This window comes from uncultured Lacinutrix sp. (assembly GCF_947500325.1).
Classification (GTDB): domain Bacteria; phylum Bacteroidota; class Bacteroidia; order Flavobacteriales; family Flavobacteriaceae; genus Lacinutrix.
Window position 1 is genome coordinate 269,162 of record NZ_CANMRQ010000003.1, and the last position, 13,187, is coordinate 282,348.

The following is a 13,187-nucleotide window of genomic DNA, read 5'->3' on the forward strand; positions in this document are numbered from 1 at the left end:
AAGCTTTTATTTATTCCTTTATTTACTTCCTTAAACCTACACAATTTGCAAACTTTATGAAGCAATTCACAGTTTCGTATAAATTATTTAAATAGGATTAATAACTCTATCTATATCAATATTTATAGAGAAATACGCTCCTGATAACTTACTAGATTTACTGCCTTCAAATTTAAAAAATGGTGTTAATCCATAGTCAAATTTTAATTCAGCTTCTAAAAATTTCAAAAAACGTTGACCTATAGCCAATTCTAGACCTATGCTCATGTTTTCGAAATCAGACTTTACATCTTTTCCATTAAATTCAGCTTTACTTAATAATGCAAACTTAGGACCTAACAACATATAAAAACCTCTTCTGTATTCTTCTCCAAAATCGTATTTAAAATTAGGATTAATATCTATATAACTTAAATTATATATTTCATCTAGACTAGCATTAGCAAAACCTTTTTCAAAAGATTTTTTATTAAAAGATAATTCTAGTTTTACCCCGATATTCTTATTAAATCCATACTCAAAATAAGCTCCTAAATTTGGCACTACAAAATCACCATTTCCAGAATCGAAAAACACATCGTTTGGTCCTCCGCTTGAAAACTGATCATTGTATATATTAGCTCCTAAAATAACACCATAAGATAAGTCTTGCGCTTTACTAATTGCAATTGAAAATAAAAAAATGAGACCAAATAATACTTTTTTCATGTTGTAATTTTGTTTTTATTAAAATGTTTAATTATCGTGTAAACTTAATATTTATTTGGGATTATTATGTTTTATTTATTAAAGAATTGTTTAATAGTATACTTTCTTTTAAAAGCACTATTTTCTCCATTACTATATTCCTTTATAAAATCTTTCCTAAGTTGTTTTACTTACTCAAAAAATCGCAATAAGTATTTGTACACTTGCGTTAGCAATTGCTTTTTACACAAACTTAATTGCTCCATTTTTGGGGTTATTATCTTCTAAACACCTGAATATTAATTTAAACCCAACACTTGTATGAATTATTTTCCGTACCATATTTATTACTATACTAATTATTTTGCGTCTATTTTTAATAACACTAAGTCTTCACTACTATTAATACCTAAAACATAATAAGAATCACCTTTTTGTATTACTTTTAAATTAGGTATACCTTCTTCATTTATAATTTTATTCTTTTCTAAAGTAAATTCGTTTCCTATATATATATCTTTATTTAATTTATAGGTTTTTCTATCAAAAAAATAAAGTTTACTTCTATTGTCATAATAAAAGCCAATTATAAAATTTCGTGACATATATGCAATATGAAAGTTTTCAATATCATCTATACCTTTCATATATTCTAAAGGCCTTTGTTTTGTTAATTTTATTTTATTATTTCTAATAGAAAAATTATTTAAAGAATCAGTCACACTTTCAAAATAACTAAAACCAAAATTTGATTTTATATAAGATGTATCAATAAAATCCATTTTTATAGAATCAATTACTTCTAAATTTTTATTTAACAATTTCACTCCATTATAATCACATATAAGGCTATACTCATTTTCTAAAAAACTATATACAATATTTTCTTGTTGATAAACTTTATTCTTTGTATTTGTTTTTTCATTATATAAAACGACAGAATTAAAATTCTGAATTGTATAATCATCTTTCAAACCTTTATTAAAATTAAATATATAATCAAGATTATTCGTATTATCAAAAATAGATGGTCTAAAACTTAACTCACTATAAGTAGTGTTTTTAATATCTATTTTCATAATATGATTATTAATAACAAAAGATAAAGTATCTTTCTCTACCTCAAAATCATTTAAATTTTCTATAGAAAATTTTTCATTTTTGATTTTAATTCTAAATAATTCTTTACTTTTCAAATCATTACTTGGCTTCTTTTCAGTAGTACTAATTTTACTAATGTTTATTTCTTTTTTAGAAGAAATATTTTCCTTGATTATTCTTTTTTTACAAGATAAAGCAATAAAAAAGATAATGATAAGTCCTGTTTTTTTCATAAATATTTTAACGTCTTCCTAAACCAACAAATGGTTGATTAAACCCTCTCATTTCTCCATTTTTCATTAATCTCTGCACTTTTATTGATCCAGGTTTATAATTATTTTTTTGAGCTTGAATAACTTTTATCTTAACTCCATTAGCAGTAGTAGTAACACTCAAAACTATACCAGTATGATATGCTTTTTTTCCTCTTTTCCAAAATATATGGTCTCCAGGACTAGCGTTAGATAGATTATCTGACCAAACACCATTTTTTTGATACCAAACAGCTTGGTCAAATGCAACTCTAGGTATTGAATACCCTGCTTGACATGCTACATCTTGTGTAAATCTTGAACAATCAACTGTACCCTTTTTATTACTCATAGAATATATTCTTTGATCTCCTTTATAGAGTGCTGCAATAGATGATTCCGAGTTAGGAGGTTCAACACCTTCTTGCATAGGACCGACGAAATCATTTACTAATTTAGATTTAGAACTTGTTTGAGAAGGTGAAAACCAATTTGGAGGTTTACTATTGCCTACAATAGGTTGCATTATAACAGGTTGCACAACTATAGCTTTAAAATAACTCCCAGTATAACTATTTGAACCATCTAACCCTCCATAAAATTGATGCTCAATTATAGCTGGTGTACCCAGTGCAGCATTAATTTGTGCTCCTATAGGATCTGGGTCTGTCATACCTCCTGTAGGGTCTACTTTACTTATAGGGTTATTACCCATTCCTAAATATGGGCTATAAAATTCGTCCATTGGATCTGTCGTTAACCATCTCCCTATTCTACTATCCCATAAACGTAATTCAAAACCTTCCATTCCTGTTTCAGTATCTTCCTCTGCAAATTCGCCTTGGTAACCATAACGGTAATCTCCTTCGACATTTCTATCAGGCATTGATGAACCAAAAGGATAATAATCTGTTTTAGCAATTAAAGATACAGCATTTGTTCCATTTTTAGCTATTACTGCTCTTACATTTCCTAAATGATCTGTAATTTGATACACATAATTACCTCCTGTTTTACTACCACTTTCTCTATTAAAAACTCCAATTCTACTTAGTCCATATAATGGTAGAGGTGTAAATTTGGTGTAATGAAAGTACTAAAAAGAGATAAGCAAAGGCAAACTGAAAGCCCTATAGTTATTAACAAAATGAGTGATAGCAACCAAAGGAAAACTTTATACCATTAAAGGAAAACAACTCTACTTCCCAATACAGAAATTAGCAAAAATATTACCTAATAAATCATCACTTGTAATTTCTCCGGTAATTTCTCCAAAGTGATACAACGCCTGACGAATATCTATAGCCATTAAATCTCCTGAGAGCCCCATTTCGAGGCCAGATTTTACTTTATTCACTTCTTCAAAGGCTTTTAAAAGTGAATCGTAATGGCGTGTATTTGTTACAATCGTTTCATTATTACGAAGCGCTCCTGTATTTACAAAACCTATCAATTTTTCTTTAAGTTCTTCTACGCCTACTCCAGATTTAGCAGAGAGCAAATGGAGGTTTTCAAATTCAGATTTAAGAGTGTTTAATTCTGAATCATTTAAAGTATCAATCTTATTAGCAATAATAATTAAAGGTTTTAGTGGAAAACGATTTTTAATTTTTTCTATTTCTACTTTAAGACGTTTGCTTTCTGTTTTAAATTCTTCTGCAGAAAATAATAATACAACGACTTGCGCTTGTTCCATTTTCTCGAAAGTCTTTTTAATACCTATACTTTCTACAACATCTTTAGTTTCGCGTATTCCAGCAGTATCTATAAAACGAAATCCAATACCATCGATTACCAACTCGTCTTCAATAGTATCTCGTGTTGTCCCGGCAATATCACTAACTATAGCTCGTTCTTCATTTAAAAGCGCATTTAATAAGGTCGATTTACCAACGTTCGGCTCTCCAACAATTGCTACAGGAATCCCATTTTTAATAACATTACCAACGGCAAAAGAATCTATTAATCTTTTTAATACAAATATAATTCTGTTTATTAGTTCTTTAAACTGTGTTCTATCTGCAAATTCGACATCTTCTTCGGCAAAATCAAGTTCTAACTCTATTAACGATGCAAAATTCATTAATTCCTCACGAAGTTTAGCTATCTCACTTGAAAAACCACCACGCATTTGTTGCATCGCTATTTGATGTGATGCTTCATTATCACTAGCTATTAAATCGGCAACAGCCTCTGCTTGACTTAAATCTAATTTTCCATTTAAGAATGCTCTTAATGTAAACTCTCCTGCATCTGCCATGCGGCATCCTTTTCTAAGAAATAATTGTATTATTTCTTGTTGAATATATATAGATCCATGACACGATATTTCAACAACATTTTCGCCTGTGTAAGAATTAGGGTTTTTAAAAATGGACACTAAAACTTCATCAATAGTACGATCATTATCAATAATATGCCCTAAGTGAATTGTATGGGTTTTTTGATTACTAAGCGACTTTTTACTTTTAACAGACTTAAAATTAGCATCTGCAAACGCTATTGCTTTAGGTCCAGAAAGTCTAATTATAGCTACAGCTCCTGCTCCAGAAGCAGTAGCTAGTGCTACTATAGTGTCGTCATTATAATTCATAGCTGCAAAAATAGCGAATTGTTAATGAAATTTAATTTATACTTCAATTCAAAAATTGAATAAAAATGATAATATCTCTTATATTTGCGAAAAAAACAGAAACCTATTATGATTAAAAAGATCATCCTATTAACTCTAATTTCATTCATGTTTGCTTGTCAACAAGAACAAGACAATTTTCATATTGATGCAACTATAGATAGTAACTATAATAACAAAAAAGTAACTATATATAGAATGGAGAAACGCAATAAAATTGTATTAGATTCTGCAATAGTAAAAGACGGAAAATTCACTTTTGACGGTAAAGTAGATCTTATTGATGCCTACGCACTTAGAGTTGATAGTATAAGAGGTATGTTACCAGTTATAATGGAAAATGCAAACATGACTATTGAAATCTATGCAGACAGTATATATGCTTCAAAGATTACTGGAAGTAAAGAGAATGATATTACAAATATATATAAAGATAAAACTAAGGCGTATAGTCGCTTAAATAAAAAGCTTATAATGCGTTCTAAAGATTCATTAACGCATAGAAATGAAATCATTGGAATAAGAGCATCTTATGACAGCTTAATGCAAGTAGTTAAAGGATTTAACAAAGAATTTATAGCCGATTATAATGATTCTGCTTTTTCTGTTTTCACACTTGAAAGAATGGTTTATAATAAACAAATCTCTAAAGAAGTCGCTTTAAAACTTTATGAAAAATTAAGTGATAAAATGAAAAACTTAAGATCTGCAAAAGAGACTTTAAAATATATTAATGAGAAAATGTAATACTATATTTTTCCCATTCTTTTCATTACAAATAAAATAACGATAGGAATTGCTAAAAGAATTATCATTGTAAAACTAGATTGAAAAAGCCAAGTTGCTAATAAGAGCGTAAGAATATAACCTCCTATAGCTCCACCAAAATGTGCATCATGACCTATATTATCGTTTCTTGCTTTCATTCCATAAATAGAATATAATAAATACCCTATTCCAAATACATATGCAGGAATTGGGATTGGTATAAAAAACAAATACAAGCTCATACCTGGCTGTAATAATATAGCAGAATATATTATTCCCATTACTGCTCCACTAGCTCCTACTGCTGTATAATGGTATTCATTTTTATGAAAATAGTACGACAATATATTTCCTAACAAAAGGCTACCCAGATAAATAATTAAAAAATTCATTTCGCCTAATGTTCTTACTACTACCGGAGCAAAAAAGTATAATGAAAACATATTAAAAAATAAATGTTGTGGATTTACATGCAAAAACCCAGAGCTTACCATTCTTATTTTTTCTCCTCTATTAATTGCGCCAACACTAAATTTATATTTTTCAAAAAATGAGAAATCATTAAATCCTTTTATAGAAGCTAATACATTAGCACCAATAATAACAAGTGTTATAATATTTATATCCATTAAGTCTAAACGTTTATTTTAAATATAGCATATATTTGCAGCTGTAAATCTAAAACTTATTGATGCAACTTTTAGCATATATTCTAATTTATCCATTTTTATGGCTTATTTCCATACTGCCTTTTAGGTTATTGTATGCGTTTTCCGACTTTGTCTTTATTATCATATTTCGTGTCTTTAAGTACAGAAAAAAGGTTGTAAAGCAGAATTTAAGATTAGTATATCCAGAAAAATCTAACGAAGATATAGAGGAAATTACTCGAAAATTCTATCATCATTTATGCGATATGATTTTTGAATCTATTAAGTCTATGACTATTTCTGAAGCTGAAATGAAAAAACGCTATGTTTTTACTAACCTTGATGTTATACATGATATTGAGGCTAAAAATAGAAGTACTATTTTAATGTGCGCGCATTATGGTAGTTGGGAATGGATTTTCATTCTTCAAACTTATATAAAATCAAGAGGAAATGCTGTTTACAAACGTTTATCTAACAAATATTTTGATGCCTTAGTAAAACGTATTAGAGCACGTTATAACTCTTATTTAGTTACTACAAAAGAAACAATACCTGTACTTACTGAGTTAAAAGAGAAAGGTATATTAACCATTAACGGTTTTGTTTCCGATCAATCACCAAAACCAGACAAAGCACATCACTGGAATGAATTTATGGGTATAAAAGTACCTATACATACTGGAGCAGAAATGTTAGCAAAAAAACTAGACATGTCTGTTGTCTATTTTAGTGTTAAAAGATTAAAACGTGGCTATTATAAAACGACTTTTAAAACTTTAGCTGAGTATCCTAATGAGTATAAGAACTATGAAATAACAGATCAGTTTTTAAAACTCGTAGAACAACAAATTCATGAAGCACCAGAATATTATTTATGGACACATAAACGATGGAAACATCGTGATAAAGTACCTGTAGAATTCCTTTAAGAAATTCTTAATAATTAAAATTTTGAATACTCAATCAAAATTTCATTTTTATTATCTAATAAACTTAAATCACCATTACTTTTTAATTCATAACTCCAATCAAAAGGCTCCTTTTCTATACGGTAAAATTTAGAATCTGCTTGAGATTTTATGAACTCTAATTTTTGTAACCTCTTGTTTTTTCTATAGTATAGAGAATTATCAGACATTTTTACAAATTCAAAAAAACCATCTTCAATTACATCTTTAAAAAGTTCTCTTTGCCACTTTCCTATAACATTTACTTCTTTTAAGTTATTAATTTTTGTTTGATATTTTAAAGCCTCAAAAAGAGTTTTACTAACAGAGTCACTTTCAATTTTATTAAGTGTATTTAATAACTCATTATGCTTTAATTCCTGACTAGATACTGTATAATCATAAAAGGTTAAAGCCATCCCTTCCAATTGATATGCTGGATATAGTATAACTCGCTTTTCCCCTTTTACTTTTACACATTCTTTTATTATTGGCCAAAAAGCAATGTTTGATACTCCAAAGTAATTATGAGTAAAATGCAGCTCTGCAACTATATTATTATATTTATATGTCTTACTTCCATGAATTTCAAACATTAAAGCAGTTCTCAGCATATGAGTTATAGAAACAGAATCATGATATCTAACATCTTGTTTTTCTTTTTCAAGTGCTTTTTGGTCCATTTCATGTAGTTTCTTCCAATAAGCATCAATTTCTTCTTCTGTTTTAAGCGCAGAGATTTCAGCTTTGTATTGTTCTATAAGTGTTGGTTGTTGAGAACAACTAATTAATACAATCAAAGCAAGGCTAATAAACAGTTTTTTTGTCATGAATTTTAATTAACTGAGTTATAACTCAAACCAATCACTAACACGAGTATCTTGTTTAGGCACAAACGTTTTATGTATAAACTCATTATTAGCTTTATTGTATTCATAATCTTTAGCCCATTCTTCATGATTTTCAGCTAAAGCAATTAAACTTTCACAGACATAATCAATCTCATTACAAGTTGTTGTTGGATGAATAGACATACGTATCCAACCTGGTTTATGAGCTAGTTCACCTGCTGTTATCTCACAAGTTAATTGATTAGAAGTTTCGCGATCTACATTAAGTAAGAAATGACCATAAGTTCCAGCACAACTACAGCCTCCGCGTGTTTGTATTCCAAAACGATCATTTAATATTTTAACACCTAAATTAAAATGTAAATCTTCAATATAAAAAGACACTACACCTAATCTATCTTTTTGATTTGGCGCTAAAATTTTAATATTATCAATGTCGTCTAGATTATTAAATACTTGATGTAATAATTCATGTTCGCGATCCAACATGTTTTTTACACCCATTTGATCTTTAAGCTTAATAGCTAAAGCTGTTTTAATAGTTTGTAAAAAGCCTGGAGTACCTCCATCTTCTCTATCTTCAATACTATCAATATATTTATGTTCTCCCCAAGGGTTTGTCCATGATACAGTGCCTCCACCTGGACAATCTGGAATCATGTTTTTATATAATTTTTTATTAAATACTAACACACCAGATGTTCCTGGTCCACCCAAGAATTTATGAGGAGAAAAGAAAATAGCATCTAATGCTTCGTCTTCATTTTCCGGATGCATATTAATATCTACATACGGCGCAGAACAAGCAAAATCCACAAAACAAACACCTCCATGTTCATGCATTGTTTTCGCTATTTTATGATAAGGTGTTTGAATTCCTGTTACATTACTACCACCAATCACAGAAGCAATTTTAAGCGTACAATCTTTATACTTCTCTAATAGAATTTCTAAATTTTTCATACAAAACAAACCATCATCTCCTGCTGGAATCACTTCTACCTTAGCAATTGTTTCTAGCCATGACGTATGATTAGAATGATGCTCCATATGTGTTACAAAAACTACCGGACGAATAGCATCAGGAATATTAGCATATTGCGCTATATTCTCAGGCATTTTTAAACCTAAAATACGCTGAAACTTATTCACAACACTAGTCATTCCATTTCCTGCTACAATTAATACATCATCTGCATTACTATTAACATGTCCTTTAATAATATGCCTTGCTTTGTTATACGCATTAGTCATAGCTGTACCAGAAACGGTAGTTTCTGTATGTGTATTGGCAACAAAAGGCCCAAATTGATTTAATATTTTATCTTCAATTGGTCTATATAATCGTCCAGAAGCTGTCCAATCTGTATAGATAATTTTCTGTTTACCGTAAGGTGATTCAAATTCTTGATCTATACCAACAATATGTTTTCTAAATTGTAAAAAGTACTTTTCTAATTCAGAATGTCTTGCTCTTGGGGCTTTTGTGTTAATCATATTCTCCATTTTTGATACTGCTAAAATACTAAATATTAGCGATTTGTTTAATTTCTGAGATTATTTTATCTGCTAAATCATCTGCTATTTGTTGCGATTTTGCTTCGGTATATATTCTAATAATTGGTTCTGTATTACTTTTACGTAAGTGTACCCAATTTTCAGCAAAATCAATTTTAACACCATCAATAGTCGTTAAGTTTTCAGAGGCATATTTAGTTTCCATAGCTTTTAAAATAGCATCTACATCTATTTGAGGTGTTAATGCAATCTTCTTTTTACTCATAAAGTAACTAGTATACGTTTTTCTAAGCGCACTAACACTCATTTTCTTTTCTGCTAAAAGTGTTAAAAACAGAGCCACTCCTACTAAAGCATCACGTCCATAATGAGAAGCAGGATATATAATACCACCATTACCTTCTCCACCTATTACCGCATTATTCTTTTTCATTAGTGCTACTACATTTACTTCTCCTACAGCGCTCGCTTCATAAGTTCCCCCATGTTTTTCTGTAATATCTCTTAAAGCACGAGTAGAACTCATATTACTTACAGTATTTCCAGGGTTTTTACTTAATACATGATCTGCACAAGCGACCAAAGTATACTCTTCTCCAAACATCTCACCTGTCTCATCCATAAACGCTAATCTATCTACATCTGGATCTACTACAATTCCAAAATCTGCACGCTCTTTTTTAACTTCAGCAGACAAATCAGTTAAATGCTCTTTTAATGGTTCTGGATTATGAGGAAAATGACCATTAGGCTCACAATACAATTTTACAGCGTGCACACCTAATCGTTCTAACAATAAAGGAATAGCTATGCCGCCTGTAGAATTTACACCATCGACTACAACTTTAAAATTAGCAGCTTCAATAGCAGCTTTATCTACATATTCTAATTCTAAAACCTCATCAATATGCATATCAATATAAGCTTCATTTTTAGTTATTTTTCCTAAATCATCAACTTCCGCAAACTGCATAGCATCACTTTCTGCAATGTCTAAAATCTTTGCTCCTTCAACCGCATCTAAAAACTCTCCTTTCGCATTTAATAACTTTAGAGCATTCCATTGTTTTGGGTTATGACTAGCTGTTAAAATAATTCCACCATCTGCATGCTCCATTGGCACAGCTATCTCCACCGTTGGCGTTGTAGATAGTCCTAAATCAACTACATGTATCCCTAAACCAACTAATGTATTCATGACTAAATTTTGAATCATCTCTCCAGAAATTCTAGCATCACGACCAACTACAACTCTATAGTTTTCTTTACTACGTTGTGATTTTAACCATGTACCATATGCAGATGCAAATTTTACAGCATCTATTGGCGTTAAATTATCGCCAACGTTTCCGCCAATTGTACCTCTAATTCCTGAAATTGATTTTATAAGTGTCATTAACTGTATTTTAAAATTGAAGTACAAATATAGTATTTCAAAAGCGGAAAAATCTATTCTGAATTCGTAAATTCGGCTTATGAATTTTCTAGCTCACATTTATCTTTCTGGAGATAATGATAATATTACAATTGGCAATTTTATAGCTGATGGCATCCGTGGTAAAAAGTATTTAAAATACCCTAAAGATATTCAAGTTGGTATACTGCTCCATAGACATATTGACACATTTACAGATGCGCATAAAACAGTAAGATTAAGTACCAAAAGATTACACAAAAACTACGGCCATTATTCTGGTGTTATTGTAGACATTTTATACGATCATTTTTTAGCAAAAAACTGGAGTAATTATTCTAATATTCCTTTAGAAGAATACATTGATCATTTTTATGATATTTTAGAAGATAATTTTAAAATATTACCAGAGCGTATTCAAAAAATGATGCCCTATATGATAGCTGACAACTGGTTATTAAGCTACGCCTCTATTAATGGCATAGCTAAGGTTTTAGATGGCATGAATCGCCGTACAAAGAATAGATCTCAAATGAATTTAGCAATCAATGAGCTTCAAGAATTTTACAACGAGTTTGAAGATGAATTTACTCGATTTTTTGAAGAATTAATTCAGTCATCTAACGAAAAATTAACCGAATTACAACAATGAAAAAACTAATAACACTTCTTTTATTTATAGCATTTATTAGCTGTAAAAAAGAAGCACCAAAACATGGTTTAATAACTAAAAACGCTATGGTAGTTTCTGCCAGAGTTGAAGCTTCGAATATTGGGAAACAAATTTTACAACAAGGCGGAAATGTATTTGATGCTATGCTTGCTACAGATTTAGCACTAGCAGTTGCTTATCCATATGCTGGGAATCTTGGCGGTGGTGGCTTTATGATCTATAGGTTAAATAATGGAGATATTGGAGCCATAGATTATAGAGAAAAAGCACCTTTAGCTGCAACAAAAAACATGTATTTAGATTCTATTGGAAATGTTATTCCAGATATGAGTACTAGAGGTGCTATGGCCGTTGGCGTCCCTGGAACAATTGCAGGTATTTTTGAAGTACATAAAAGATTTGGAACATTACCGCTTGAAAAAATAATGCAACCAGTTATTGACCTAGCTAGAAAAGGTATTATTGTTACTAAAAAACAAGAAGACAGATTACTTGAAAAACGCCCAGATTTTCTTAACACAAATAAAGACACTATTCTTTTTGCTAAAGATTGGAAAGAAAATAATATTATTGTTCAAAATAACTTAGCAAACACCTTAACTGCGATCATGCAAAATGGTAGTGATGAGTTTTATAAAGGAGAAACTGCAAAAAAAATAGCAAAATTTATTCAAGCCAATGGCGGTATTATTACTGAAAATGATTTAGCTAATTACAAACCAAAATGGCGTACACCTATTACTTTTAACTATGATGATTTAAGAGTTATATCTATGTCTCCTCCTTCAAGCGGAGGAATTGCGATGGCTCAAGTACTTAAGTCAGTTGAGAATTATGACTTAAATACATTTGGACATAATTCTGTGAAAACAATCCAAGTTTTAGCAGAAGCTGAACGTCGTGCTTATGCAGATAGAAGTTATTATTTAGGAGATCCAGATTTTGTAAATGTACCACAAAACAAACTAATAAGTGATGCCTATTTAAGCAAAAGAATGAGTGACTTTTCATTTGAAAAAGCAACACCTTCTACAGCAATTTCCCATGGCACTGTAGCTATAGTAGAAAGTGATGAAACCACTCATTATTCAATCGTAGATCAATTTGGAAATGCTATTGCCGTAACAACTACATTAAATTCTGGTTATGGCTCAAAGCTATACTCTGAAGAATTAGGTTTTTTCTTTAACAATGAAATGGATGATTTTTCTAGTAAACCTGGAGTACCAAATGTTTATGGCTTAATTGGAGCTGAAGCAAATGCTATCCTACCAGAAAAACGAATGTTAAGTTCTATGACACCAACCATAGTTGAAAAAGACGGCAAGTTATTAATGAGTCTTGGAACACCTGGCGGTTCTACAATTATAACCTCTGTATTACAAACCATTCTAAATGTACACGAGTTCGATATGACTATGCAAGAAGCCGTTAATGCACCACGTTTTCATCATCAATGGCTACCAGACGAAATTAGAATGGAACCAAATCGTTTTAGCAAGGAAACTATAAAAGCACTAAAACAAAAAGGATACATTATAAACGAAGAGCGCTCACCTGTTATTGGTATAGTAGATGGTATTTTAGTTTTACCAGATGGCAAGCTAGAAGGTGGAGCAGATACACGAGGTGATGATACTGCTGCTGGATTTTAAATTATTCATTAAATCAAAAATAAGAATCAAATCAAAA

12 protein-coding genes are annotated in these 13,187 nt (G+C 30.2%); 4 read left to right on the top strand and 8 right to left on the bottom strand.

Going from position 1 to position 13,187, the window contains the following annotated elements:
• Positions 1-87 precede the first annotated feature (87 nt).
• The 4 genes from Q0997_RS06225 to mnmE all read right to left on the bottom strand — a co-directional run bounded on the left by Q0997_RS06225 (position 88) and on the right by mnmE (position 4,632).
• Complete coding sequence (locus Q0997_RS06225; protein ID WP_299886169.1) at positions 88-708, bottom strand: outer membrane beta-barrel protein; 621 nt, start codon at positions 706-708, stop codon at positions 88-90.
• A 338-nt stretch (positions 709-1,046) separates the two neighbouring features.
• Complete coding sequence (locus Q0997_RS06230) at positions 1,047-2,021, bottom strand: hypothetical protein (RefSeq protein ID WP_299886170.1); 975 nt, start codon at positions 2,019-2,021, stop codon at positions 1,047-1,049.
• A gap of 7 nt (positions 2,022-2,028) precedes the next feature.
• On the bottom strand, positions 2,029-3,036 hold the full coding sequence (locus tag Q0997_RS06235) for an RHS repeat-associated core domain-containing protein (protein WP_299886173.1): 1,008 nt from the start codon (positions 3,034-3,036) through the stop codon (positions 2,029-2,031).
• Between the two features lie 201 nt (positions 3,037-3,237).
• Complete coding sequence (gene mnmE / locus Q0997_RS06240; protein WP_299886176.1) at positions 3,238-4,632, bottom strand: tRNA uridine-5-carboxymethylaminomethyl(34) synthesis GTPase MnmE; 1,395 nt, start codon at positions 4,630-4,632, stop codon at positions 3,238-3,240.
• A 108-nt stretch (positions 4,633-4,740) separates the two neighbouring features.
• Between mnmE and Q0997_RS06245 the strand changes: the two genes are divergently transcribed.
• The gene (locus Q0997_RS06245; protein ID WP_299886179.1) at positions 4,741-5,418 is read left to right on the top strand and encodes a DUF4369 domain-containing protein; all 678 of its coding nucleotides are present in this window, start codon (positions 4,741-4,743) and stop codon (positions 5,416-5,418) included.
• A gap of 2 nt (positions 5,419-5,420) precedes the next feature.
• Here the strand turns inward: Q0997_RS06245 and Q0997_RS06250 are convergent, their stop codons facing one another.
• Positions 5,421-6,068, bottom strand: a complete 648-nt coding sequence (locus Q0997_RS06250; protein ID WP_299886182.1) for a rhomboid family intramembrane serine protease — start codon at positions 6,066-6,068, stop codon at positions 5,421-5,423.
• Positions 6,069-6,130: 62 nt separating this feature from the next.
• Here Q0997_RS06250 and Q0997_RS06255 point away from each other — a divergent pair, with 62 nt between their 5' ends.
• Positions 6,131-7,021, top strand: a complete 891-nt coding sequence (locus tag Q0997_RS06255; RefSeq protein WP_299886185.1) for a lysophospholipid acyltransferase family protein — start codon at positions 6,131-6,133, stop codon at positions 7,019-7,021.
• 14 nt (positions 7,022-7,035) lie between these two features.
• On the opposite strand, the gene Q0997_RS06260 is transcribed toward Q0997_RS06255, so the two are convergent.
• From Q0997_RS06260 to glmM, 3 genes are read right to left on the bottom strand one after another with little or no spacing between them, the layout of a single operon-like run.
• Positions 7,036-7,869 (bottom strand): hypothetical protein, encoded by an 834-nt coding sequence (locus tag Q0997_RS06260; RefSeq protein ID WP_299886188.1) that lies wholly within the window; start codon positions 7,867-7,869, stop codon positions 7,036-7,038.
• A gap of 18 nt (positions 7,870-7,887) precedes the next feature.
• The gene (locus Q0997_RS06265; RefSeq protein WP_299886191.1) at positions 7,888-9,387 is read right to left on the bottom strand and encodes an aminotransferase class V-fold PLP-dependent enzyme; all 1,500 of its coding nucleotides are present in this window, start codon (positions 9,385-9,387) and stop codon (positions 7,888-7,890) included.
• Between the two features lie 28 nt (positions 9,388-9,415).
• Positions 9,416-10,804: a phosphoglucosamine mutase gene (gene glmM / locus Q0997_RS06270; RefSeq protein WP_299886194.1), complete on the bottom strand. Its 1,389-nt coding sequence runs from the start codon at positions 10,802-10,804 to the stop codon at positions 9,416-9,418.
• Positions 10,805-10,883: 79 nt separating this feature from the next.
• Here glmM and Q0997_RS06275 point away from each other — a divergent pair, with 79 nt between their 5' ends.
• Positions 10,884-11,474, top strand: coding sequence for an acyl carrier protein phosphodiesterase (locus tag Q0997_RS06275; RefSeq protein WP_299886197.1), 591 nt, complete (start codon positions 10,884-10,886; stop codon positions 11,472-11,474).
• Positions 11,471-13,150, top strand: a complete 1,680-nt coding sequence (gene ggt / locus Q0997_RS06280) for a gamma-glutamyltransferase (protein WP_299886200.1) — start codon at positions 11,471-11,473, stop codon at positions 13,148-13,150. Before Q0997_RS06275 ends, ggt begins: the two co-directional genes overlap by 4 nt.
• Positions 13,151-13,187 lie beyond the last annotated feature (37 nt).